This window comes from Pseudomonas donghuensis (genome assembly GCF_000696345.2).
GTDB classification, from domain to species: domain Bacteria; phylum Pseudomonadota; class Gammaproteobacteria; order Pseudomonadales; family Pseudomonadaceae; genus Aquipseudomonas; species Aquipseudomonas donghuensis.
In genome coordinates, this window is record NZ_CP071706.1 from 2,264,569 (window position 1) to 2,287,577 (window position 23,009).

Annotated in this window: 22 protein-coding genes; 10 read left to right on the forward strand and 12 right to left on the reverse strand. The window is 61.9% G+C overall.

The window, feature by feature from the left end; translation table 11 throughout:
* Positions 1-29: 29 nt before the first annotated feature.
* Complete coding sequence (locus BV82_RS10445; RefSeq protein ID WP_036994616.1) at positions 30-1,529, forward strand: sensor domain-containing diguanylate cyclase; 1,500 nt, start codon at positions 30-32, stop codon at positions 1,527-1,529.
* Between the two features lie 585 nt (positions 1,530-2,114).
* Here BV82_RS10445 and BV82_RS10455 read toward each other — a convergent pair.
* The gene (locus tag BV82_RS10455; protein WP_051636735.1) at positions 2,115-3,041 is read right to left on the reverse strand and encodes a DMT family transporter; all 927 of its coding nucleotides are present in this window, start codon (positions 3,039-3,041) and stop codon (positions 2,115-2,117) included.
* A 438-nt stretch (positions 3,042-3,479) separates the two neighbouring features.
* Between BV82_RS10455 and BV82_RS10460 the strand changes: the two genes are divergently transcribed.
* Together BV82_RS10460 and BV82_RS10465 are read left to right on the forward strand one after the other, a co-directional pair.
* Entirely contained in the window at positions 3,480-5,600 is a 2,121-nt protein-coding gene (locus BV82_RS10460; protein WP_036994618.1) for a TonB-dependent siderophore receptor, read from the forward strand.
* Between the two features lie 199 nt (positions 5,601-5,799).
* Positions 5,800-6,843, forward strand: a complete 1,044-nt coding sequence (locus BV82_RS10465) for an NAD-dependent epimerase/dehydratase family protein (RefSeq protein WP_081839636.1) — start codon at positions 5,800-5,802, stop codon at positions 6,841-6,843.
* A gap of 160 nt (positions 6,844-7,003) precedes the next feature.
* Here BV82_RS10465 and BV82_RS10470 read toward each other — a convergent pair whose 3' ends face one another.
* Both BV82_RS10470 and BV82_RS10475 read right to left on the reverse strand, forming a co-directional pair.
* Positions 7,004-7,495 (reverse strand): GNAT family N-acetyltransferase, encoded by a 492-nt coding sequence (locus BV82_RS10470; protein ID WP_036994619.1) that lies wholly within the window; start codon positions 7,493-7,495, stop codon positions 7,004-7,006.
* Positions 7,496-7,592: 97 nt separating this feature from the next.
* Positions 7,593-7,847: a hypothetical protein gene (locus BV82_RS10475; protein WP_010225488.1), complete on the reverse strand. Its 255-nt coding sequence runs from the start codon at positions 7,845-7,847 to the stop codon at positions 7,593-7,595.
* A gap of 175 nt (positions 7,848-8,022) precedes the next feature.
* Here BV82_RS10475 and BV82_RS10480 point away from each other — a divergent pair, with 175 nt between their 5' ends.
* Positions 8,023-8,229 carry a YceK/YidQ family lipoprotein gene (locus tag BV82_RS10480; RefSeq protein WP_010225486.1) on the forward strand — a complete coding sequence of 69 codons (207 nt, stop codon included), beginning with the start codon at positions 8,023-8,025 and terminating at the stop codon, positions 8,227-8,229.
* A gap of 235 nt (positions 8,230-8,464) precedes the next feature.
* On the opposite strand, the gene BV82_RS10485 is transcribed toward BV82_RS10480, so the two are convergent.
* The 3 genes from BV82_RS10485 to BV82_RS10495 form a co-directional block, all read right to left on the reverse strand.
* Positions 8,465-9,100 (reverse strand): acetyltransferase, encoded by a 636-nt coding sequence (locus BV82_RS10485; RefSeq protein ID WP_010225484.1) that lies wholly within the window; start codon positions 9,098-9,100, stop codon positions 8,465-8,467.
* Between the two features lie 490 nt (positions 9,101-9,590).
* A complete protein-coding gene (locus tag BV82_RS10490; protein WP_036994621.1) occupies positions 9,591-11,123 on the reverse strand; it encodes a 4-hydroxyphenylacetate 3-hydroxylase family protein in 1,533 nt (510 codons plus the stop codon).
* Between the two features lie 261 nt (positions 11,124-11,384).
* On the reverse strand, positions 11,385-12,281 hold the full coding sequence (locus BV82_RS10495) for a LysR family transcriptional regulator (RefSeq protein WP_036994622.1): 897 nt from the start codon (positions 12,279-12,281) through the stop codon (positions 11,385-11,387).
* Positions 12,282-12,393: 112 nt separating this feature from the next.
* Between BV82_RS10495 and BV82_RS10500 the strand changes: the two genes are divergently transcribed.
* From BV82_RS10500 to BV82_RS10515, 4 genes are read left to right on the forward strand one after another with little or no spacing between them, the layout of a single operon-like run.
* Positions 12,394-13,863, forward strand: coding sequence for an efflux transporter outer membrane subunit (locus tag BV82_RS10500; protein ID WP_051636736.1), 1,470 nt, complete (start codon positions 12,394-12,396; stop codon positions 13,861-13,863).
* A complete protein-coding gene (locus BV82_RS10505) occupies positions 13,856-15,037 on the forward strand; it encodes an HlyD/EmrA/EmrK family protein (protein WP_010225477.1) in 1,182 nt (393 codons plus the stop codon). The genes BV82_RS10500 and BV82_RS10505 overlap by 8 nt, the downstream gene beginning before the upstream one ends.
* A complete protein-coding gene (locus BV82_RS10510; RefSeq protein WP_036994623.1) occupies positions 15,034-16,563 on the forward strand; it encodes a DHA2 family efflux MFS transporter permease subunit in 1,530 nt (509 codons plus the stop codon). Before BV82_RS10505 ends, BV82_RS10510 begins: the two co-directional genes overlap by 4 nt.
* A gap of 13 nt (positions 16,564-16,576) precedes the next feature.
* A complete protein-coding gene (locus tag BV82_RS10515; RefSeq protein ID WP_010225473.1) occupies positions 16,577-17,296 on the forward strand; it encodes a siderophore-interacting protein in 720 nt (239 codons plus the stop codon).
* Between the two features lie 46 nt (positions 17,297-17,342).
* Here the strand turns inward: BV82_RS10515 and BV82_RS10520 are convergent, their stop codons facing one another.
* The 3 genes from BV82_RS10520 to BV82_RS10530 form a co-directional block, all read right to left on the reverse strand.
* On the reverse strand, positions 17,343-18,113 hold the full coding sequence (locus tag BV82_RS10520) for an FAD-binding oxidoreductase (protein WP_050990030.1): 771 nt from the start codon (positions 18,111-18,113) through the stop codon (positions 17,343-17,345).
* Positions 18,114-18,127: 14 nt separating this feature from the next.
* Positions 18,128-19,189 (reverse strand): phenylacetate--CoA ligase, encoded by a 1,062-nt coding sequence (locus tag BV82_RS10525; protein ID WP_051636737.1) that lies wholly within the window; start codon positions 19,187-19,189, stop codon positions 18,128-18,130.
* 148 nt (positions 19,190-19,337) lie between these two features.
* Positions 19,338-19,766 (reverse strand): hypothetical protein, encoded by a 429-nt coding sequence (locus tag BV82_RS10530; RefSeq protein ID WP_036994624.1) that lies wholly within the window; start codon positions 19,764-19,766, stop codon positions 19,338-19,340.
* Between the two features lie 205 nt (positions 19,767-19,971).
* Between BV82_RS10530 and BV82_RS10535 the strand changes: the two genes are divergently transcribed.
* Together BV82_RS10535 and BV82_RS10540 are read left to right on the forward strand one after the other, a co-directional pair.
* A complete protein-coding gene (locus tag BV82_RS10535; protein WP_010225465.1) occupies positions 19,972-20,961 on the forward strand; it encodes a hypothetical protein in 990 nt (329 codons plus the stop codon).
* A gap of 164 nt (positions 20,962-21,125) precedes the next feature.
* The gene (locus BV82_RS10540; RefSeq protein ID WP_036994625.1) at positions 21,126-21,458 is read left to right on the forward strand and encodes a hypothetical protein; all 333 of its coding nucleotides are present in this window, start codon (positions 21,126-21,128) and stop codon (positions 21,456-21,458) included.
* Here BV82_RS10540 and BV82_RS10545 read toward each other — a convergent pair.
* Genes BV82_RS10545 through yghU form a run of 3 tightly spaced genes read right to left on the reverse strand, consistent with a single transcriptional unit; the run spans position 21,455 to position 23,007 of the window.
* A complete protein-coding gene (locus BV82_RS10545) occupies positions 21,455-21,790 on the reverse strand; it encodes a hypothetical protein (protein ID WP_145997591.1) in 336 nt (111 codons plus the stop codon). The two genes, BV82_RS10540 and BV82_RS10545, sit on opposite strands and share 4 nt — an antisense overlap.
* A gap of 37 nt (positions 21,791-21,827) precedes the next feature.
* Positions 21,828-22,148 (reverse strand): hypothetical protein, encoded by a 321-nt coding sequence (locus BV82_RS10550; RefSeq protein WP_036994627.1) that lies wholly within the window; start codon positions 22,146-22,148, stop codon positions 21,828-21,830.
* Positions 22,149-22,167: 19 nt separating this feature from the next.
* Entirely contained in the window at positions 22,168-23,007 is an 840-nt protein-coding gene (gene yghU, locus BV82_RS10555; protein ID WP_036994629.1) for a glutathione-dependent disulfide-bond oxidoreductase, read from the reverse strand.
* Positions 23,008-23,009 lie beyond the last annotated feature (2 nt).

Below are 23,009 nucleotides of genomic sequence, written 5' to 3' on the forward strand. Positions count from 1 at the left end.
AGAATCCGGACTCTCCATCAGGTACTGACGTGAAGCGTGATATCCACCTCGTTATTCTTTTGCTACTGGTGATTGGCTGTTCCTTGGCATCGCTGACCTTGTGGAAAGTGGTGGCCTCGCGAGAACGAGCACTGGAAGAAATCAACATTCATGGACTGAACCTGACTCAGGCGCTCGCCACCTATGCTGACGGCATCGTCAGGCAGAGCTCGCTTTTGCTGCTTGGCCTGGTCGAGCGTCTGGAGACGGAAGGCAGCGACCCCGCGCAGATCGATCGCCTGAGTCTGCTCGTTAGCCGTCAGCAGCCGCTGATGCCACAGATGAGCGGCGTCACCATCTATGACAAGCAAGGCCGGTGGTTGATGTCATCCAACCGCACGATTCCGGCAGGCGCCAATAGCAGCGACCGGGCTTACTTCATTCATCACCTCAACGATCCTTCCCGCGAGCCCTTTATCGGCCTGCCAATCCGCAGCCGATCCAACCAGGAATGGGTGATCACCATCAGCCGTCGATTCAATGACGCACAGGGCAATTTTGCTGGAGTGGTGGCGGTTACCCTGGGGATCGAAAATTTTCTACGGCTCTTCGGCAAGATCGATTTAGGGCAGGAAGGCGCAATCGGTTTGTCTTACACCGACGGTTCGATGCTGGTGCGCTATCCGTTTCGCGAGCAGGACATGGGACGCAATTTTTCAACGTCTCCGATCTACGCCAAGTACCTGGTCGATAAAACGGTGGGAACGGCTTCATTCACCTCCAGCCTGGACGGGGTGGAGCGGCTTTACGCTTTTCGCAAAAGCGATAGGCTCCCGCTGGTGACCACTGTCGCGTTGGGCAAGCGCGAGGCACTGGCGTCCTGGAAGCTCGAAGCGGTGTTGTCGCTGTTGGCGGTGTCGGGCCTGCTTGGGGTCACCGGAATCATCGGGTGGATGCTGATCCGCGATATCCGACGCAGGATCGAGATAGAAGGGGCGTTGCTGGTGGCGCAGCAGCAACTACTCGAGACCAACCAGCAGCTCGAGCGATTGGCAATGAACGATGCGCTGACCGGTCTGGCGAACCGGCGCTGCTTCGACGAGACGCTGGCCATGGAAGTACATCGAGCCCAGCGGGATGAGACCCTCCTGGCATTACTCATAATCGATATCGACCATTTCAAGCTGTACAACGACACCTATGGTCATCTTGCGGGTGATGCGTGCCTGAGGGAGGTTGGTAGTGTGCTTGCAGAATGTGTCCGGCGGCCAACCGATCTGCTGGCCCGCTACGGTGGCGAGGAAATGGCTGTGATCCTGCCCAATACCGACATCGCAGGGGCGACGGTGGTTGCACAGCTGATGCTTGATCGATTGAACGGACAAAATATCGTTCACGAAAGCAGTCCCTTTGGGCATGTTACCGTGAGCATCGGCCTCTCCTCCATGCCGGGAGCGAACCTGGATCAATGGCAATCGTTGCTCGATAAAGCAGACCAGGCGCTCTACATCGCCAAAGCGGCTGGGCGCAATCGTCTGGCTGTTGGCTGAGCGTCTTCCTCGCCGACGTTCGCGACGGACCAGGACTTTACCTGGCAGCTCTATCTGCTGGCCGTCCATATATGGGCGTCGGCGACCATCGGCCTGGTGATGACGCTGGTCGGCTCGCCACTTGCCCCGTCGCCTGACATGGCCCGTGCTGCCGCTAGTGGGTGGGGCTGCCGTTGGTAGCTGCGCGAAACAGAAATGGTGCCCATCTACGTGAGCAGCATTTCTAGTTACGTTAGCTATCCAGGCTTATCGATATTTCGGGTTCATGACTGACGGGGAAGTTAACCGAACGGGCAATGAAGCATTTTTCGTGTGCGATCCGGTGAAGTGCCTTAGCTTTTTCGATGTCAGACCCCGACGCCAAGATTACCTTCGGCCTCAAAACAACCGAGGTAAATTGACGTTCCTGTGCCCTCATTACCCATCCAAGTTACCTGAACTTCGTAGTCGTGTACTTTGTCTGCCATTTGATCCTTCCTGGGAAAGAAATACGCTACGGATCATCGCCGCCGTGCGGTCACCACCTGCACGTCTCTGGCGTTCAGGCGGTCATCGTTCCTTCTGTGTCTCCTGGTGTGCGCCCGGTCAGGACGCGGCTTGCCTGCGCCAATATCCGCGAAGGGCCGGCCAGTACTCCGACAGGGCAATACCCAGCACAATGATTGCACCGCCGAGAAAGACCGTCGGGCTCAACGACTCGTTGAGAATCAGTGTTGCGAATACCGCAGCGAACACCGGTTCAAGGTTATAGATGAAGGTCGCTCGTGCCGGGGTTGTCCGTTGTTGAAAGCGAGTCTGGACCCAGAACGCAAATGCTGTCGCCAATACGGCGGTGATCACCACCGCTCGAACAACACTTGCATCCAGATGCGTCGGCAATACCTGACCCACCATAAACACACTGCACAGCAGGCCCAGAATGGCCATGGTAGCGATCTGGATGAAGGCCAGAGCCGCGCTGCCAGCCTTGTGACCGAGCCGGTCAAGGGCCAGGATGTGCAACGCCGTGAATATCGAGCCAAACACCACCAGCAGGTCGCCTTTGTGCAGTTGTTGCACGTCGGCACCGGACATCACGAAGATCCCCGCAAGGGCTAGCACCGCGCCGATCTTGGTGCCGGTACCGGTAGGTACTTTGAACAGTGGGCCTGCCAGCAGCGGTACCCAGATTACGCATAGCCCGGCAAGAAAGCCGGTGTTGACCGCCGTGGTGTACTGCAAGCCGTAGATCAGCAAAAAGAATGAGCAGAACAACAGCGTGCCGAGCAGTACGCCGGCGCTGAACCCGGCACGGTTAAGTTGGCTCAGGCTGCGCCAGGCGAAAGGTAGCACCACCAGTGCGGCAAGCGCGAAACGCAGCCAGAGGATTACCAGGACCGGGTTGCCGGTCACCGCTTCTTTCATCAGCGGAAAACCCAGGCCCCATCCCAAGGCCACGAACACCAGTAATGCTTCGGCCTGGTATTGCCCTTTTCGCCCAACTGGGGGCGATACATCCTTCACCTCAATCATCCATGATCCTTACATATCGTTCAGGCAGGTAGCGGGCGTCTTGCCCGTTTTATCGCCTCTGTCTTTCGTCCTGCGGCGACTTGTACGATGGCCTCACGGGTGGGGCCGACGCTCGGGCGAACACTCGAGGAGATCAGATGGGGCGCCACTCCCATGGCTAAAAGTACATGGGAAGATTTCTGGGAGCCAGAGCTACAGGCAGAACCGGTCGAAATGGCCTGTACCGGGAGACAGTTGACGATGGGGTAAGCGCCCGGCCAATACGCTTACCGGATTCGATGGCGTAAAGGTGGCGTGAACCCGGACGTTCATTCCGCTGAGGAGACTCGCCAGGGGAGGGGGATTGCAGAAAATTATTGCTAATACGAATTGTTACCATATACCATCGCCGCGCCTCACCCTCACTGTCCGTTCTTCCCTGTTCTGGAACCGCAATCGATGCGTCGCACGATCGTCTCGCTGTGTCTGCTCCACGCTGCGCCTTCACTCGTATGGGCCTCAGAACCGCCTCTTGCGGCGGGTAACATTCAGCTAGAAGCAGTCAGCATCAATGCTGACGCGATCGATTACGAGCGTGCCGATGGGCCTGTAGAGGGCTATAAAGCCAACCGTTCGGCCAGTGCGACACGCACTGACACTGCCCTGCACGAAACCCCGCAGTCGGTCAGCGTGGTGCCCAAGGATGTCCTGGAGGACACCGGCGCCACCCGCCTGCAGGATGGCCTCGACTATGCCGGCGGCGTCGGCCGCGCCAACAACTTCGGCGGCCAGGGCCTGACCACTTTCACCGTACGCGGTTTCACCACCGGCGAGTTCTACCGCAACGGTTTCCCGATCAACCGCGGCTACCCCAACGCCCCCGACGCCAACACCGTCGAGCGCCTGGAAGTGCTGCGCGGCCCGGCCACCAGCCTCTATGGCCGCGGTGACCCCGGCGGTACCTTCAACGTGGTCAGCAAGCAACCGCTGCCCGAATCGAAGGTCACCCTGGGCAGCCAGTTCGACGACCAGGGCATGCACCGCGCCACCCTGGACGCCACGGGCCCGCTGAGCCAGGACGGTAGCCTCGCCTACCGCCTGAACGTGCTCGGTGAGGGCGGTGAAAGCTTCCGTGACGATGTCGAGAGTGAACGCTACGACGTGGCACCGGTGATCAGCTGGCAGGTCAACGACAGCACGAAGATCGTTTTCGAGGGCGATTTCATGCGCAACAATCACCCACTCGACCGCGGCCTGACCCGCTACAACACCCAGACCGGCAGCGCCTCCCGCGACACCTACATCTGGGAGAAAGGCAGCGACAACCTGCTGCACAACGACAACAACATGGCCCAGGTGCGTTTCGAGCACCTGCTCAACGACAACTGGACCCTGGGCGGTGGTTTCCAGTTCCTCGACGGCTCGCTCAAGGGCAACGCCGTGGAGGCCAACGGCGCACCGGCCGACGGCCGCACCCTGCAACGCAACTTCAACTACCGCAAGCTGGAGTGGAGCGACCGCGACTGGCAGCTCAACCTTACCGGTCATTTCGACACGGGCGGCTTCGCCCATACGCTACTGACCGGCGTCGAGTACGAGGACTACGACTACAACTCGATCATCCAGCGCTCCTCGGCGGCCTACCCGATCGACATCTACAACCCGGTACTTGGCCAGGCGCGCCCGGCGCTGATCCCCATCACCACCTGGAACAAGGAGAACCTGCAGACCTGGGCCTTCTTCATCCAGGACCAGGTGGCCCTGACCGAGCGCCTCAAGGCCCTCGCCGGGGTGCGTTTTGAACGCTTCGAGCACGACTATGACGACAAGCTCGTCAACAGCCGCGATTTCAGCAAAGGGCAGAACGGCGTCACCCCGCGCTTTGGCCTGCTTTACGACCTGACCGACACGGTCGCGGTCTATGCCAACACCGCCCGCTCGTTCAAACCCAACACCGGCACGCCGGCCGGCGGCGGTGGTTTCGACCCGGAGAAAGGCAAGTCCTATGAGCTGGGCGTGAAGTGGGAGGCGCTGGATCGGCAACTGAGTGTCGATGCCGCGGTGTACCACATCGTCAAGGAAAACGTGCTCACCCGCGACCCGCTGAACACCGACTACAGCCTGGCGGCCGGCGAGGTGCGCAGCCGTGGCCTGGACATCAACGTGGCGGGCAACATCACCCCTGAATGGCGGATGATCGGCGGCTACGCCTACGTCGATGCCGAGGTGACCAAGGACAATCGCCTGCCCACCGGCACACGCCTGGCCAATATCCCGCGCAACAGCTTCAGCCTGCTCAACACCTACGAGTTCCAGGACGGTTTGGCCAAGGGCCTGGGCCTGGGGGTGGGGGTCAAGTACGTGGACGATCGCAGTGGCCAAACCGAAGCGCTGACCTACACCATGGAACGCTACAGCGTGGTGGACCTGCTGAGCTTCTACAAGGTCAACGAGCACGTGCGCCTGAACCTGGACGTGAAGAACGTGTTCAACAAGGGGTATGACGAAGGGGCCTTCAATAGCTATGTCTACCCTGGAGCTCCGCGCACGGTGCAGGCAGGAGTGGCCTACACGTTCTGATCGGCGGGGGACGCTGACGGCAATCGTGCTCTTGGATGGCCGTGGTCGGGCAGGCATTGGCGAATCACCTGACGACGCTGTTTCCCGCTCGAAGTGTGAAATCAGAACTACTGCCCAGTATCCGCTTGACTATGCCCCTAGGGACAGACTTTAAGCTGTGGCGATTAAACGCGGCAGGGTTCTGTCACAAGGAGGTTCTGTGAGCAAGTTGTGTCTGGTGACAGGCGCCAATGGGCATCTGGGGAATACCCTGGTCAGGGCGTTGCTCGATCAGGGCTACCGTGTGCGGGCCGGCGTGCGCGATACGACAAGGACCGAGCCCTTTGACGGGCTGGATTGCGAGCTCGTCTATGCCGAATTGCAGGATGAACCGTCCCTGCTCAAGGCGATGGCAGGGGTCGAGGTACTGTTCCAGGTGGCGGCGGTGTTCAGGCATTGGGCCAGGCGGCCAGAAGCCGAGATCGTCGAACCTAATGTGCGGGGTACGCGCAATGCGTTGCAGGCCGCGTCTCGCGCGGGCGTGAAACGGGTCGTGTACGTCAGCTCGGTGGCCGCGATCGGGCATGATGGTCAACCGCTGGATGAAGACACCTGGAACGACGAGACCGAAAACGCTTACTACAAGTCGAAGATCCTCGCCGAGCGAATGGCCTGGCAGACTGCGCGGGAGCTGGACCTGTGGATGGTCTCGGTCTTGCCCTCGGCCATGATCGGGCCCAATGCGACGCAACTGACCGACACCATGAGCTTTCTCGAATCCGTGCGCCAACATCAGATGCCACTGGACCCGGGGTTTCACTTCAATTTCGTCGATGTGCGTGACGTCGCCCAGGGCTTGATTCTGGCGGCGCAAAAGGGCCGGGCAGGGCAGCGCTACATCCTCGCGAACGAGCGCTCCTCGTCACTGGCCGATCTGCTGGAGGCGGCCAATGCACGGGTGCCGGGGTATCGCCAGCCACCGCGAGCACCGCGCTGGTTGCTGATGTGTGTCGCCTGGGTACAGGAGCGGATAGCGAGCCTGACCGGCAGGCCGGCGCAGTTGCTGCTGAGCCAGGTACGCCTGTTCCATGACGTGCGCCAGGAGTACAGCATCGCCAAGGCGCGCCGGGAACTGGGCTTCAGCCCGCGCTCTGCGGAGGATAGCCTGAGGTCGGCGTTCAGCTATCTTGGCAGGCGAGCGATCCAGCCGTACGAGGACAGGCCTGGGTTTGCTGGCCGAACAGCGCGTTCATCTCGGCTTTGAGTTCGACCAGGTGACGGTCCAGCGCCTGTAACGTTGCGATCTGCTCACTGACCTGTTGGCGCTTGGCGTCGACAGCTGCAAATTCTATGGCCGTTTGCACGGGGGCGAGCCCTGCACGGGAGAGAAAAGCCATAGGCAAACAGCCGCAGAAAATCACCCGTTACCGTCGTTGGATGCAAGCGCGAGTGCTCGCAAGCAGCCGGTAGCGAGCGAAGCGTATGCCGTCGACCTCGACCTCTCCATCACGGCGAAAGCCTATTCGAAGAATACCCTTGATGCGTGTTCTGCTTGGCGCAAGCAAGACAGTGACCGACCCCAGTCCCATCTCCTGAAAGGCTCGCCGAACGATCTCATCAAAAATTGCCTTGCCCAAGCCCCAGTAGTCCGGGTGTAAAACCAGGGCCAGGTCTGCATCACCTTGTTCTTGCTGCAAACCGCCCCAGCCGGCAAATTTCTGATTCACCCAAAAAGCCCATGGGCCATATCCATTGAGCAGCCACTGTGACTCTTTTTCGGCGACCCACGCTGAGCATTTGGCTTCGTCAAAGTCAGGGCGGCCCAAGGGCATGTGGCGCAAGACATCGGGGTTGTTGTTGAGCTCGATGATATCGGCGCTGCTGATTTCACTGAGTCGCTTGAATTGCAGGTCCATGCGTTGCCTTTTTATACCGCCGGTAACCCCGTCTGAACGTTATCCGGCCACCATTGGAAAGGTGCTGGTTGGCACCTGCGCAGATGATTGAGCCACGCTAGCCGGCGAGCGAGTGTTCTGGAGTGCTTCTCGCCAGGTCAACGGCGGCGGTAATGGCTGCTCGGGCTTGAGGGCTGTTCTTCCAGCAGGTCGAGCCTAGTGCGGCTGATGCGTGAGCCAGGATGTCACTGACGTCCGCTTTGCCGAGCTCTGCCAGCGATTCAATACCCATTTGCTCGAGGCGGGTGATAACGGTTGGGCCTACGCCCTTGAGCGCGAGCAGTGCGGTTCGCTCCCTCGGTGAAAATGCCATCTGAGAACTCCTTTTCTGGGCATGCGTCTCTGAAAGATTGCCCTATGTTTGAGATTGTCTCAACCCGAGCAGTCTGGATCGCTGGTTGCCGTTGGGCGCGCAGGGTGAGGTAGGTGACTAACTTTTCACGATAGCGTCTATAGGACAGACAACGGAAAGGTAATAAGGACATTACATGCTACAGAAGCTCATGTTGATATTGGCCATCTCACAAGTGGGTGGCTGTGCCTGGACTGCAGCAGTTTCCCATGGTTCGTATGACTGCTATGAGGGGCTTGAGGTTGAATATCAGCTCGCACAGTTTATTGGTCCGCTTGTGCTCCTGGATTTGCCGTTCACCTTCGTTGCCGATACCGTTTCGCTACCGCTGTGCTGGTACTGATCACAATGGGCATCCCGGGCCGCGTACCGGCTACTACAGGCGCGTGAGCCACAGCCCTCTGCTAGGACTCAACACCATGCCCCGGTTTTGCACAGATGTAGCGGTCCTTATCAACGCGTTTGTCCAAAGGCGAGGCTTGCGCCGGCGAGCATGGCTACGACCCGCAGATCTTGCTTGAAGCCAGACGCTTGCCCAGCAGCTTCTGGAAGCGCTCGCATCAAGCGCTTCAGGTGGTTCACAGCAAGGGTTTGGCGGGATTGCCCACTACGGTTACCCCAGCGGCCACGCTCTTGGTCACAACCGCACCCATGCCAACAACTGCGCCTTTGCCAATAACCAGCGGTTTGCTTGAGGTGCCCGGCTTGATGATTGCCCCTGTGCCGATATAGGCATGATCTTCGATGTGCACATGGCCATTGCAATGAACGTTTGGGGCAAAGGTGACGTAATCGCCGATGACACAATCATGCGCCACGTAGCTATAAATGTTGGCGTGGAATTGCTTGCCTATTTTTATATTGGAGGTCAGGTGGGTGAAGTGGCAGAGTACTGCGCCTTCGCCCACCTCGACCGAATCTAAAATGATTGAGCTGGATGCTGTTACCGACGCGATGCCCAGGTGCTCTTGCCTGCACTTGGCTTCGAGCGCTTCACGTGCGGTGCTGCTGCCAATGGCAATGATCACAGACTTCCCGGTGTGGGGCAGGTCCACGTATTCTTGGAAGGTGTAGACCGGGCAGCCGTTGACGTGTTTTTCTTCTGCTGCGTCAACGATAAAGCACAGTTGCTCATCCGGGTATTGCGCGCGAACCAAGGGTAAAACTTCTCGGCCGAAACCGCCTGCACCATAAATACCAATCACTTTTTGCATGGATTGCCGCTCTATTTGTATAAACAGAAAATATAGGAGTTTGTTTTTGCTTGATCAGCGATGAGCCTATTTATGCTGCCAGCAAAATTGTATGGTTTTTACCCGGTGCTCGCCATCAGGGCGCAAGACAGCCGTCCTGGCCAGGTCGCCGATCAGGTTGAGCTCGCACGGCAGTCGGGCCTGGAGGGGTTATCGGCCAGGGCGTCGATGGCAATAGGGCGGGTAGGGCGCGGCGAGGGAGCGCGACGGCGTTCAGGCGCTATGTTGCATCGCCTGCAACCGTGCAATGGACTTTTGCACAGAACGCAGCCGACAAGCTGGAAATGTTCTTCTAAGGTGTATCCATCAGCAGCGCTGAAAGGATTCACACATGGAGGTGTGCGTACACTCAAGCGTGCGGTGCACGCGTGAGGGGGCTGTATCCACAGGCGGGATTGGCCTGTGGGCGGCAGCCCCTCGACGACAGCTAATGTTCAGTTACGCGACGGCCTCAACGTGCCGCGTACGCCTTTTTGAAGTCCGGGGCGGTCCAGCCATTGAGGTCGTACTCGGCCATGCACTGTTCGGCCAGGGCGCGCATTTGCTCGGTGCGTCCGGAATGGCTGGCGATGTGCAGGGTGTCGAGGCGGCTCTTCTCGTAGCTGCCGGAGTAGTTGACCTCGTACAGTTCGTGGCGCGAACCGAATTCGGTGCCGATCGCGTCCCACAGCAGCTTGAGGGTCTTGGCGCGTTCTTCGGCGTCGATGCCATTGGAGCCGCGGGCGTACTGGTCCAGGAACGGTCGCACCTCGGGGTTGAGGAAGTCCTTGGCGTGGGACGGCAGGTAGATCAGGCCGCTGGCCACGGTCTTGCGGATCAGGTTGATCACCCGGCTGTAGGCATCGCCAGCGGTGGCGCGGTAGGCCAGTGCCGATTCCAGGTTGGGCAGCAGGAATTCCTCGTTCCAGTTTTCGGTGCGATAGGCCATGGAGTCGGACAGGCCCCAGAGCATGTGGCGCAAGGCGATGGCTTCGCCCACTGCCCCCTGAACGCCCTGGAAGTCACGGGTACCGCAGATTTCCACGGCCTTGAGGAACAGCCCGCAGATGAAGTCCATCTTCACCGCCAGGCGGGTGCAGCCGTGCATCAGGGTGCGGCCGAAGAAACCCGATTTCTGAATGAAACTGTTGGACATCTCCACGCCATACATGAACACGTCCTGCCACGGTACGAAGGCCCGGTCGAAGATCAGGATGCAATCGTTCTCGTCCATGCGGCTCGACAGCGGGTAGTCGAACGGGCTGCCGTTCTTGCTCACCGCCTGCTCGTAGGAGGTCCGGCAGATCAGCTTCACGCCCTTGGCACCGGTGGGGATCATGAAGATCGGCGAGTACTTCTTGTCCTGGTACATCACGTTGTAGTGGGCTACGAAGGTGTACTGGGTCAGTGCCGCGCCGGTGGCCACCACCTTGGCGCCGCTGATGTAGAGACCGTCCGCGGTTTCTTCGTCGACGCGCACGAAGACGTTGGAGGTGTTCGGGTCCTGGTTGCGGTCGACCGGCGGGTTGACCACGGCATGGTTGATGAACGGCAGGCGTTCACGGCTGAAGTTGTACCAGCGGGTGGCGTTCTCGGCGTACTCGCCATAGAGGTCGCGGTTAGGGCCGAAGGTGCCGATCCAGGCGCCTTTGAAATCCGGGGTGCGACCCATCCAGCCATAGCTCAGGCGTGCGGTTTCGGCGATCGCATCGCGCGCGGCGACCTGTTCTTCGACCGTGCGCGGCGCCTGGAAGAAGCGGTGGCAGCGCAGGCCGGGAGCACCGTCGATCTCAACGGTGAGTTTGTCACGCAGCTTGGGGTCATGCAGCGCATCGTAGAAGCGCGCATTCATCAGCGCCGCGTTGCGAAACGCAGGGTGTTCGGTGACATCCTCGACCCGCTCGCCGTTGATCCAGACTTCCCTGCCATCCCGCAGGCTTGCCAGGTACTCCTGCGAGGTTTGAAGGCCCCGACGATCAAGAGAGAAGCCATTACGATCCATCATTAGTCTGCTCCGGTATCAATAAGACCACGCGCACTGGTTACCCATGGGGGGCGCGCCGTTGTTATGGGGTAAATGCTGGTTTGCACGGACGACAACTTAGAGATAAGTGTGACTGGATGTAAATTTCGAAACACGCAATCTACGATTGCCTGGAGGAGGGGTTGTGGGCGCTTTTTGTCGCTGGCTACTGTGGGCGGTTTTTTTGTCTGAGGGGGCGGCTGCAGGGCGCTCGCATTTGGCGCCCGTCGCAGGACAACCGATTCAGCTGCCGGAGCATTCCTGCACCAGTTGGCGCAACCAACGATGTACCTGGTCATTGTTCACGCGTGGGTGCCAGGCCTGGCAGAACTCGCCGCCGGGGGTCTCCAGCGGTAGCGGGAAAATGTGCAGTGGCAGCAGCGGCAACGACCATTCGACGAAGCGCCGCGGGATCACCGCAATCATGTCCGAGGAACTGGCCAGTTGCATGGCCGCCTGAAAGCCCGGGACCACCAACTGCACCTTGCGTTGCAAACCGACCTTTTCCAGCTCCAGGTCCAGCGGCCCGCGGGTGCGGCCGCGGCGTGACACCGACAGGTGAGGGAAGGCCACCAGGTCCTCGGCGCTGACACTGCTCTGGCGCGCGAGGGGGTGCTGGTTGTTGACCACGCCGACAAAGGTGTCGATGTACAGGCGCTGCTTGTAGACCTCGGGCCCCAGGGGGCCGGCGATGCCGATGTCGAGGTCGATCAGGCCGTCGCGCAAGGCGGCGACATCCTCGTTGCCCTGGGACATGAAACTCAAGGTCACATGCGGGGCCTGTTGCGCCACCCGTTGGCTCAGGCGCAGGGCCCAGGCACCGGTGAAGCCGTCCTCGGTGCGCAGGGTGAATACTCGCTTTACCGTGCCCAGGTTGAGCTTCTGTTTAGTGCCCAGCACATTGCGCGCCTCTTCGAGCAGGTTGTGCACCTGCGGCGCCAGTTCCAGTGCCAGGGGGGTGGGCACCAGGCGGCGTCCGGCAAGCACGAACAGCGGGTCGCCCATGGCCTCGCGCAGGTTCGCCAGGCGTCGGCTCATGGCCGGGATGCTCAGGTTCATGCGCTCGGCGGCGCCGGTGACGCTGCCTTCGCGCAGCATCGAATCGAAGGTCAGCAGCAGGTTCAGATCAGGTAGGTTCATTGCACGCTCCTTGTTGCAAGAAACGCAAGTCTAGTCTCGGTTAATTGCAATTTTCAATATGCCAGGGGCTACCTATCATCCCGTTGCAACCCAACCCTCCAAGGATGTTGTGATGGAACCCTCTCATTCGATTCAGCATTGGCTGGCGGTCTGTCTGCTGCTGGCATTGCCCGGCTGCGTCAGCCCCGGGCATAGCCCCGAACCGCCAAAACCCTTGTCACCCGAACAGCTCGAAGCCGGTCTGGACATCGAGCACGCCGCGACCCAACCCGCATCCCAGGCGGATGATCGCTGGTGGCTGAGCTTTAACGACGCCGACCTCGACCGCCTGCTGGCTGCCGCCCTGGAGACATCGCCAAGCCTGGCGGTTGCCAGCGCGCGCATCGACCGGGCGCAAGCCGACGCCGGCATTACCCTGGCCAACACCCGGCCGAGCCTGTCGGCCATGACCCAGATCCTGCGCAGCCAGGATTCGCAGAACTACAAGACCGGCGCCGATGAAGCCGGGGTCTGGCACACCGATGGCCAAGCGCTGCTGCAAGGGCGTTACAACCTCGACCTGTGGGGCCTGAACCGGTCCCTGAACGAAGCGGCGGTGGGCAGCCTGCGCGCCGCCCAGGCCGATCAGGCGGTGGCCCGTCTGGCGCTCAGCGGCAGCCTGGTGGAAACCTGGTTTGCCTTGGGCGGCGTGCTCGAGCAGCAGGCCATCGTCAACCAGACCCTGGAGCAGCGCCGCAGCATCCTGCGCCTGAGCGAAGACCGGCTGAAGTCCGGCCTGGGCACCCAGGTCGACGTGGTGCGGGCACGGGGGCCGATCCCGTTGCTCGAAGCCGAGCAGGCGCGCCTGCAAGGCGCCGCCCGCGGTTATCAACTGCGCCTGGCGGCCCTGGCCGGCAAGGGTCCGGGCTGGGGCGAGCAATGGCAGCCCAAGGTCGCCGACCCTCGGCGTAGCGTGGCCTTGCCGGGGCATCTGCCTGCCGAGCTGATCGGTGGCCGGCCTGATGTGGTCGCCCAGCGCTGGCGCGTCGAAGCGCAAGGCAAACGCATTGGCGCGGCGCGTGCGGCGTTCTACCCGAACATCGACCTGCTCGCATTCGCAGGCTTTCAGAGTTTCAGTTTTCAGAACCTGTTCCACCACGACAGCCGCACCTATGGCGTGGGCCCGGCGGTGACCTTGCCGATCTTCGACGCCGGGCGTCTGCGTGGCCAGTACCGGGCGCAACAGGCCGGTTACGCCGAAGCGGTGGCCAGTTACAACCAGACCCTGGTCAATGCCCTGAGCGAAGTGGCCGGGCATGTCTCGCAACTGCGCGCCATCGAAGGCCAGCGCCTGAAAACCGTGCAGGGGCTGGATGAGGCCGAACAGGTCTACGACCTGGAAAACCTGCGTTACCGGCAAAGCCTCACCGATTTTCTGCATGTGCTCGATGCCCAGACCCGGGTGCTCGATACGCGCATGCAACTGGTCCAGTTGAAAACCTCGGCGCTGCAAAACCATGCCGGCCTGCTACGCGCGCTTGGCGGCGGCTGGAAAGAAGCTGATCAGAACTCCACTACGCTTGCAGGAACCTCCCATGACTGACGCCACCCAAACCCCAGCCCCGGCTCCGGCCAAGTCGCGCCGCGGCCCGATTTTCCTGCTCATCACCCTGGTCGCCCTGGCGGCGGCCGTGGCTGCCGCCCTGTGGTACTGGGTATATGGCCGCCTCTATGAAAGCACCGACAACGCCTATGTGCGTGGCGACGTGGTGCTGATTTCCGCCCAGGTGCGCGGCACGGCCACCGCGGTGAACATCCAGAACACCGATACGGTCAAGGCCGGTGACACCCTGGTCGAAATCGACCCGGCCGATGCGCGCCTGAGCCTGGACGCCGCCACCCACCAACTGGCCCTGACCGTACGCACGGTCAACAGCCTGTTCGCCGAAGAAAACGACCTGACCGCCCAGGTCAAGCTGCGCCAGGCCGAAGCCAACCGGGCCAACCAGGACCTGCAACGGCGCCGTTCAGTGATTGCCCAGGGCGGGGTGTCCGGGGAAGACCTGCACCACGCCGAGGAAGCTGCGCAGATCGCCCAATCCGGCCTGCGCGCGGCCGAGGCCAAACTGGTCGGCCTGCAGGCGCGGATCCAGGGCACCACCGTGGAAAACCATCCGCAGGTGGCCGCTGCCGCCGAGCGTGTGCGTGAAGCCTACCTGGCGTTGGCGCGGACCAAGGTCCCGGCGCCGGTGGATGGCCTGATTACCAAGCGCGCGGTGCAAGTGGGCCAGCACATCGAACCGGGTACTGTTCTGATGGGCCTGGTGCCGCTGGACAAGGTCTGGGTCGAGGCCAACTTCAAAGAGTCGCAACTGGGCCAGATCAAGGTCGGCCAGCGTGTCGAACTGTTTGCCGACCTGTATGGCGAGAGCGTGGTCTACCACGGCCGCATCCAGGGTATCGAAGCCGGCAGCGGCGCGGCGTTCGCCACCATCCCGGCGCAGAACGCCACCGGCAACTGGATCAAGGTGGTGCAACGGGTACCGGTGCGCATCGCCCTGGACCGCGAAGAGGTGTTGCGCCACCCACTGCGCATCGGCCTGTCGATGACCGCCAAGGCCACCCTGGGTGAGCCGGACGAGCAGGCCCCCACCAGCGTCCAGGACAACACCGAGGTCTACGGCAACATCGGTAGCGGCAGCGAAGCGCTGGTCAACCGGATCATCGCCGAGAACCTGCAAGTGTCGAAACTGAGCGTCTCGAGGAACGATCGATGAGCAGCGCCAAGCGTCCCATCGAGCCATTGAGCGGTGGCACGCTGGTCCTCGGCGCGCTGGCGATCGGCATGGCCAACTTCATGATGGTGCTCGACACCACCATCGCCAACGTCGCGGTGCCGACCATTTCCGGCAACCTCGGCGTGGCCCCTGACCAGGGCACCTGGGTGCTGACTTCGTTCAGCATCTCCCTGGCCATCGGCCTGCCGCTCACCGGCTGGCTGGCCCAGCGCTTCGGCCAGGTCAAGCTGTTCCTCAGCGCCGTGGTGCTGTTCGTGCTGGCCTCGGTGTGCTGCGGCCTGGCCCCGAACCTGACTTCGCTGCTGGTATTCCGGGTATTCCAGGGCGCCGTTTGCGGCCCCTTGGCGCCGTTGTCCCAGGCGCTGCTGGTGGCGATCTTTCCGCCTGCGCGGCGTACAACGGCCTTGGTGGTGTGGTCGATGACCACCTTCCTGGGGCCGGTGTGCGGCCCGATCCTCGGCGGCTACCTGACCGATAACATCAGTTGGCCGTGGATCTTCTATATCAACGTGCCGGTTGGCATCTTCATCCTGCTGACCCTCGGCCAGGTGCTGAGCGGGCGGGACAACCCCACGCGCAAGCTGCCGGTGGATGTGGTCGGCCTGCTGCTGCTGATGGTTGCCGTGGGTTCGTTGCAGATCCTGCTCGACAAGGGCCAGGACCTGGACTGGTTCTCTGCCACGCCGATTCGTGTCCTGGCGGTCATTGCCGTGCTGGGGTTCGCCTCCCTTATTACCTGGGAGCTGACCGCGCAACACCCGATTCTCGACCTGCGCCTGTTCAAGGAGCGCAACTACGCCATCGGCACCCTGAGCGTGAGCCTGGGCTTTGCCCTGTACTTCGCCTCGCTGGTGCTGGTGCCGTTGTGGCTGCAAACCGAAATGGGCTACACCGCGACCTGGGCCGGTATCGCCACCGCCCCCCTGGGGATCGCCGGGGTGGTGCTGGCGCCCTTCATCGGCAGGCTGATGCAGCATACCGACGCGCGGGTACTGGCGAGCATGGCGTTCATTTGCTGGATCGGCGCATCACTGTGGCGCATGTACTTCGAGACCAACCTGGACATTCAGTTCATCGGCTGGAACTCGGTGCTGATGGGCGCCGGCACGGCGTTCCTGTTCACCCCGCTGGTGGCGATCTCGCTGTCGCGCCTGCCACCGGAGAAAATTCCGGCGGCCCTCGGCTTGCAAAACGCCCTGCGCATGACCGGCGCCAGCTTCGCGGTGTCACTGGGCCCTGCGTTCTGGGATCACCGGGCACGCCAGCATCAGGTCGACCTGGCCGAGCGCATGACGCCGTTCGACCACTGGAGCGCCCAGGCCCAGGACAACCTCAACTCGCTCGGGCTGTCGGCCCAGGGCGCCCTCGAGTCGCTGGCGCGAACCATCGACCGGCAGGCGCATATGCTGGCCCTGAACGATTTCTCCCTCGCCAGCGCATGGCTGTTCTGCGCTGTCCTGGCCATTGTCTGGCTGGCCAGTTCACCCAAGGCGAAAGCCAAGTAAATCTGGAGTATTCATGTTCGAGTTCCGCAAGAAGTTGAAGTACAACCTCGATGTGATCGATATCCGCGATGTCACGCCGCTGGTGCGGCGTGTCACCTTCAAGGGCGACCTGTTCGCCACCGCGCTACCGTGCCAGCCTTCGCAATGGCTGAAGCTGTTCCTGCCCAGTGGCGGCAGCCAGGTCAGCCGGGCCTACACCATCCGCCGGCACTACCCGCAGTCGGGCAATGTCGACATCGACTTCGTGCGCCATGACCATGGTCCGGCCGGACGTTGGGTCGAGCAGGCACAGTTCGGCGATCAGATCGGTTGCTCGGCGTTGCGAGGTGGGTTTCAGCCCCAGGAAGATGCCGAGTGGATGCTGCTGGCCGCAGACGAAACCGGCACCCCGGCGGTGATGAGCATCCTTGAGAGCCTGTCGCCGGGGGACCGCGCCCTGGTGGTGCTGGAGGCCGAAACCATGACCGAACTGCAAGCGCTGGATTCACTGGCCGCAGTCAATTGTGAGTGGTTCTTCCGCGATGAGCATCCCGCCGGCAGCAATCTGTTGCTCCAGGGTATCGACAGTCTGCAATTGCCGTCGGGGGTCGGGCAGTTCTGGATCGCCGGCGAAGCGCAGTGCGTCAATGAGGTGCGTGACTACCTCACTGAGGCCTGTTCGATTCCACGTCGATTGGTCCGCAGCAAGGGCTACTGGATGCGCGGCGTCGCCGACCATCGCGACCGCGATTGAGCGAACGTTCGCCTTGCGCTGCCAGGCAGCGCAAGGCCCGCGCGGTTCAGGAGGGCAGCGCCTCGCGCAGAGGCTGTGGCTCGGCAAAACGTTCGAAATGCAGGCGCTCGGCTGCCAGGCCGTAATCCTTCAGCGCCCCACCCACCGTCTCGACCATGGCCTGTGGGCCACAGATAAAAGCCGCGTCGAGCAGGCTGACGTCGACCCATTCACGGAACAGGCAATCACAGGTGGCGATGTCCAGGCGCCCGGACGGTAGCCCGTTGTTGTTGGCTTCACGGCTGAACAGCAGGATCAGTTGCAGACGCTCTGCATACACCCCCTTCAGTGCCTCCAGCCGTTCGCCAAACAGCATGCTGGCGCGGTCGCGGCTGCCATAGACCAAGGTGAAGCGGCTGCGCTCATCGTTTTCCAGGGTCGTCTTGATGATCGGCAGCAGCGCCGTGATGCCGCTGCCTGAGGCCATGCCCAGGCAGTGATGGACCTGCGCCTGCGGTTCAGGACGGTACGACGAGCCTGCGGGTGGCATCACCAGCAATGCGTCGCCTACCGCCAGTTGGGTGTTGGCGTAGCTCGAGAAACGTCCCTGGGGTACATGCTTGATGGCTACGCGCAGTTCGCCGTCGGTGGGGGCGCTGAAAATCGAATAAGAGCGCCGTACCGCTTCACCTTGCAACTGCGCCTCCAGTTGCAGGTACTGGCCCTGCTGGAAGCGGTAGGTCGAGGCCAGGTGCGCTGGCACCTCAAAGGCGATCGAGACAGTGTCGGCGCTCTCGCGGCGGATATCGGCGACTTTTAATGGGTGCATCGTAGTCATTGACCGGGTCCTGTTCAGGCGCTCTGGCGCAAAGTAGTGGCGCTGTTGCCGGTGAGGCGTTCAAGGCGGCGCATGCTGCGGGCGGTACCCGGCAGCAGGCGGCCGATATCGCCGGTGCGGTAACGGATCATCGGCAGGGCCTCGCGGCTCAGGCTGGTCAGCACCACTTCGCCGAAGCTGCCATCAGGCAGCGGTGTGCCGCTGTCCGGGTCGATGATTTCCGGGTAGAAGTGGTCTTCCCAAAGGGTCACGCCGTCGCGGGTTTCCAGGCATTCCATGCCGATGCCCGGGTCCATCAGTGCCGGTACGCCGTAGAGTGCCAGGGTCTGGATGCCCAGACGCTGTTCGAGCTCCTGGCGCAGGGCGCTGCTGCAGGGTTGCGGGCCGATCAAGGCCATGCGCAGGGACAGTGCCGACGCCGCGATGTTCTGGCGTTCCAGCTCGTTGGCCAGGGCCAGCAAGTGGGAAGGCGTGGCGATCAGCATCTGCGGCTGGAAGTCACAGAGCAGGCGGACCTGCTGGCCGGCCTGGCGCGCCGCCAGGGGGATCAGCGCACAGTTCAGACGCTCGGCGCCCAACTGGATGCCGCCGCTGGCACCCAAGGCGTCCTGCCCGCCGAGCACGTACAGGCGGTCGCCGGCATGGGCACCGGCGGCGCGCAACGAGCGCGCGACCAGCGCCGCCCAGACCTCCTGGTCGTTGCGCGTGTAGCCAATCACCGGCGAGCGGGCGCTACCGTCATTGCAGGCCTGCAGGCGCACGACCTGGTGTGCGGGTACGGCGAACAGTTCGAACGGATAGTGATGTTGCAACTCGGCATTGCCGATGAAGGGAAAGCGGGCGAGGTCTTCCAGCTGCTGGAGATCCTCGGGGTGCAGCCCCTGGGCTTCGAACTGATGGTGGTACCAGGGCACGTTGCGCCAGGCATGTTTGAGCGACCAGCGCAGGCGGCGCAGTTGCACGTCGCGCAACTGGTCGAGGCTGCAGGTTTCCAGGGTGTCGCGGTGGGCCAGGGCGCGCAGGCGCTGTTCGTTCAGGCCCAGGGTGCTGGCGTCGAGCTGTGTGTTGGCGTTCATCTTCCAAGTCCGTTTGGCGTGCCGACCGTTAGGCAAGCATGCTATGACGGGAGGGGGAGGATGGCTACTCGCATTGGCCGGGCCGCCAGGGGCGTGGAGGCGGCGCGGGGTCGGCCGGGCTGGCTCGCATTGTCAGCTGCCAGGCCGTTCACGCGTCGGGTTGAACGCGCGTCACTGCCGACCTTTGCCGGCTCAGCGCCATGCCCAGCATCACCGCTGCGGTGAGGCCGGGCATCAGGAAAATGTAGATCGTCGTGGGGAAGTCACGGCCCAGATAAGCCCAGGGCAACCCCCAGAGGATCGTACCCAGGACACCCATGACCAGCAGGCGTTTGTGGCGGACTTCGGGCGTTGTGGCCATTGAGATGGCGTAGAGTTTCCAGCATGCCCAGAGGCAGAAAAGCGAAAATGCAATGGGTACCAGCACCACGAGCAGGTTCTCCCAGACAATGGGGGAGGAGCCCAAGGTTCCCGCGAGAAAGTACAAGGCGCCCCAGATAAACACCAGGGTGACGGGCAAAAAACCGGCAAGTGCGCTGACGCTCAAGATGATTCGACGTTTCACAAGGCTGTCCAAGATGTCCCTCCATGGCCCATTGCGGCCAGTATAAGCGCAGCAGGTGGCCTACGCGGTGGTACCTGCCGCTGGTCAACCCGGTTGAAGCGGCAATGCCGGGCAATGCCGGTTATCATCCCCGCCCTGGCTCGGGCCGGCATGGCGCAAGGGTGCCAGTGCGTGGCTGAGCGAGACGCTGTGGTCTATCTGAAGGAGCAGGCAGGTAATGAGTCAAAGCGCGGGATGGAAGCTGATGGTTGGGTCGGGCGTTGGGTTGTGTGTGCTGCTCGCCGTGGCGCTGCTCAAGGACCACAAGGTGGTGCTGGCCGAGCTGCAGTTCCAGGGCGGTGCCCATCCTCGCCACGACACCACGCAAGTGCACGAGGGGTATTTGCAGGCCATGCAGCATGTGCTGGCCGCGCAACAACTCGACGTGCAACAGCTGCAGCTGGAGCTGGCCCCCCAGCGCAGCGACACGCTGCTGCTGCGCGGTGCCGAGAATGCCCTTGCCCCTGCGCAGCGCCAGGGTTTGAACCGTCAGTTCGAAGCCATCCTGCGCGCGCGCAAGGCCGTGGTTCCCAGCCTGCAACTGACGCTTGATTACAGCCAGGCCAGGCGATTGAATGCAGCGGGGCAGGAAATCGGGCAGGCCCCTGCAAACGTCGTCGCAATGGGGCGCAAGGTGTTGGCGCTGTGGTTCGAGTTTCCGTCAGAGGTGAGCCTCAATACGCTGGTCAGCGACAGCGAGCGGCGTCATGCCTTTGCCGGTAGCCGCACGGTCAATGGCGAGGCAATTTGTCAGGTCGACAGCTTCGTGCAGACGGCATTGCCGTTCATCATCACCCGCTTCAAGGCCGACGGCGCACAGCTGGTGGGCGACATGGACATTCTCACCCACGATCAAATGGCCTTGCGCGTTCCTGCGAGTTTGTACTTTGACGACCGTGACTTGCGGGTGCGCCTCGAGGCCGGTGGGCTCAAGGTCAGCGTGGACAGTCAGATGTCCTATGGCAAGTTTCGTTCGTCCTGGCTGTCGATTGAATTCGGATCGCTCGGCGTGCACCCGTACCAGCCCTTCGACCTGGCCGATGCCGGGCGCGAGGGTTTGCGTGAAATGTGCAGCAACTTCGCTTATCAGGCCGGGCGGCCGTTCTCGTTCTTCTACGGCGTAGGCCTGGACCGTCTGGAAACGGTCCGTATTGCGCCAGCCGGTTGAGGCGGGACAAGTGCGGAGTCAGTGCGCGCAGCGTGATAGAATGCACCGCACACAGCGAATGCCGGCATCAACCTGAAGGCCCTGACAACCCAGGACCTTTCGCGTTTTTGCGGCGGGCAACAGAACCCTCTCCACCTGTTTCATTGAAAGGACTCAGCAACGCCATGTACTTCACCCTGGAATTCTACGACGCCATCACCAGCCAATACTGGACCCCCATCTTCGCTGCCGTGCTGACCTGGATTCTCCTCTGGTTTCGTAGCCAATCCTACGACGGTACCGGCGGCTGGACCCTGGGTCTGATCGTGGTGCTGTGCCTGGTGGCATTCTTCCCCAATGGCTACCACACGGTGTTCAACACCGGTCCGACCTTCTACACCCATGACCGCATTTACGCCCCTGACTACGCGGCGAAGTTCAGCGCCGATGTACTCCTGACGATCGCCGGCATGCTGGTGGGGATGCTCGCACGCAAGGTCGTTATCAGCGTGCGCTAATCGCGAAACTTCACCACCTGCTTGCACGCAGGGCACTCGATCAGCTTCTGGGTGAAGACCTCATGGGGCAGCAATCCCCGGTGCATCAACAGTCCGTCACCAGGCTTGTACAGATGGTGCATGGACGTGTTGCATTCCGGGCAGCGCACAAACAGTGCGGTAAAGAAGAACAGGCACAGGCCGGTGATGGCAAAGACGACGTAGGTTTCGAAGTACCGCGTTGCATCACGGTCCAACAATACCCAGATCATGTAGAGCCCGCCGCTCCAGGTACTGATGTTGAGCACCACTTGCATGGCGATGGCGAGAAAACGGTGCTTGAGGGGTTTCAACAGGATCATCCATGGGTCGAAGGTGGGATTGCTCAGCCTAGGCTAACGCCGCCAAAGCCCGCTCACGGCTGAGGGCTTGCATCACCCCGGGCGAGTCGCTGATGTGGACATACAGGTAGTGCTGGCCTTTGTCATCGCGCAGTATCCGATGCACCTGGATCGCCTCCGGGTGGTAGTGGTTGCGGGTACGGTCGCGCAGTACTTCGTAGCTGTCAATGTGGTGGCGGCGCAGCGCTGCCTGGAACTCGCGGTCGACGGCTTCCTGCAGCGTGCGCATGCGGCGAATCGAGAGATAGCCCAGGGCGAAGGTCAGCGCGAAGAAGAACAGCGCCTGCAGCAGTGATGTGTAGTGCTCCATCCTGGAACAGGGTCCTCGATCAGTCGAGATCTTGCGCCGCATGCCGCTCGGGCAGCTGGCTGCTTTCATCGCCCCAGGTGCGGTTGACGCGCAGGCCGCGGACCACCGCCGGGCGCTCGGCAATCGCCTGTGCCCAGCGTTGCACATGGGGGTAGTCCTGCACGCTGAGGAACTCGCCCGCCGAGTACAGCCTGCCCAGCGCCAGTTGGCCATACCAGGACCAAACTGCGATGTCAGCGATGCTGTAGCGATCGCCAGCCAGGTACGTGCTTTCAGCCAGGCGGCGGTCGAGCACATCCAGCTGGCGCTTGGTTTCCATGCTGAAGCGGTTGATCGGGTACTCGAGCTTTTCCGGCGCGTAGGCATAGAAGTGACCGAAGCCGCCGCCCAGGTAGGGTGCTGCCCCTATCTGCCAGAACAGCCAGTTCAAGGTCTCGGTGCGACCGGCCGGGTCGCTGGGCAGGAACTCGGCAAATTTTTCCGCCAGGTAAAGCAGGATCGAACCCGACTCGAACACCCGGATCGGCGGCTGCACGCTACGGTCGAACAGGGCGGGGATCTTCGAGTTGGGGTTGACCTCGACGAAGCCGCTGGAGAACTGCTCGCCTTCGCTGATGCGAATCAGCCAGGCGTCGTACTCGGCACCGGCATGCCCAAGCGCCAGCAGCTCTTCGAGGAGGATGGTGACTTTCACGCCATTGGGCGTGGCCAGGGAGTAAAGCTGCAGCGGCTGCTTGCCCACGGGCAGGGCCTTGTCGTGTGTCGGGCCGGCGACTGGCCGGTTGATGTTGGCAAACTCGCCGCCAGACGGCGCGTCGTGCTGCCAGACCCGAGGCGGGACATAGGGTGCCTTGCTCATGC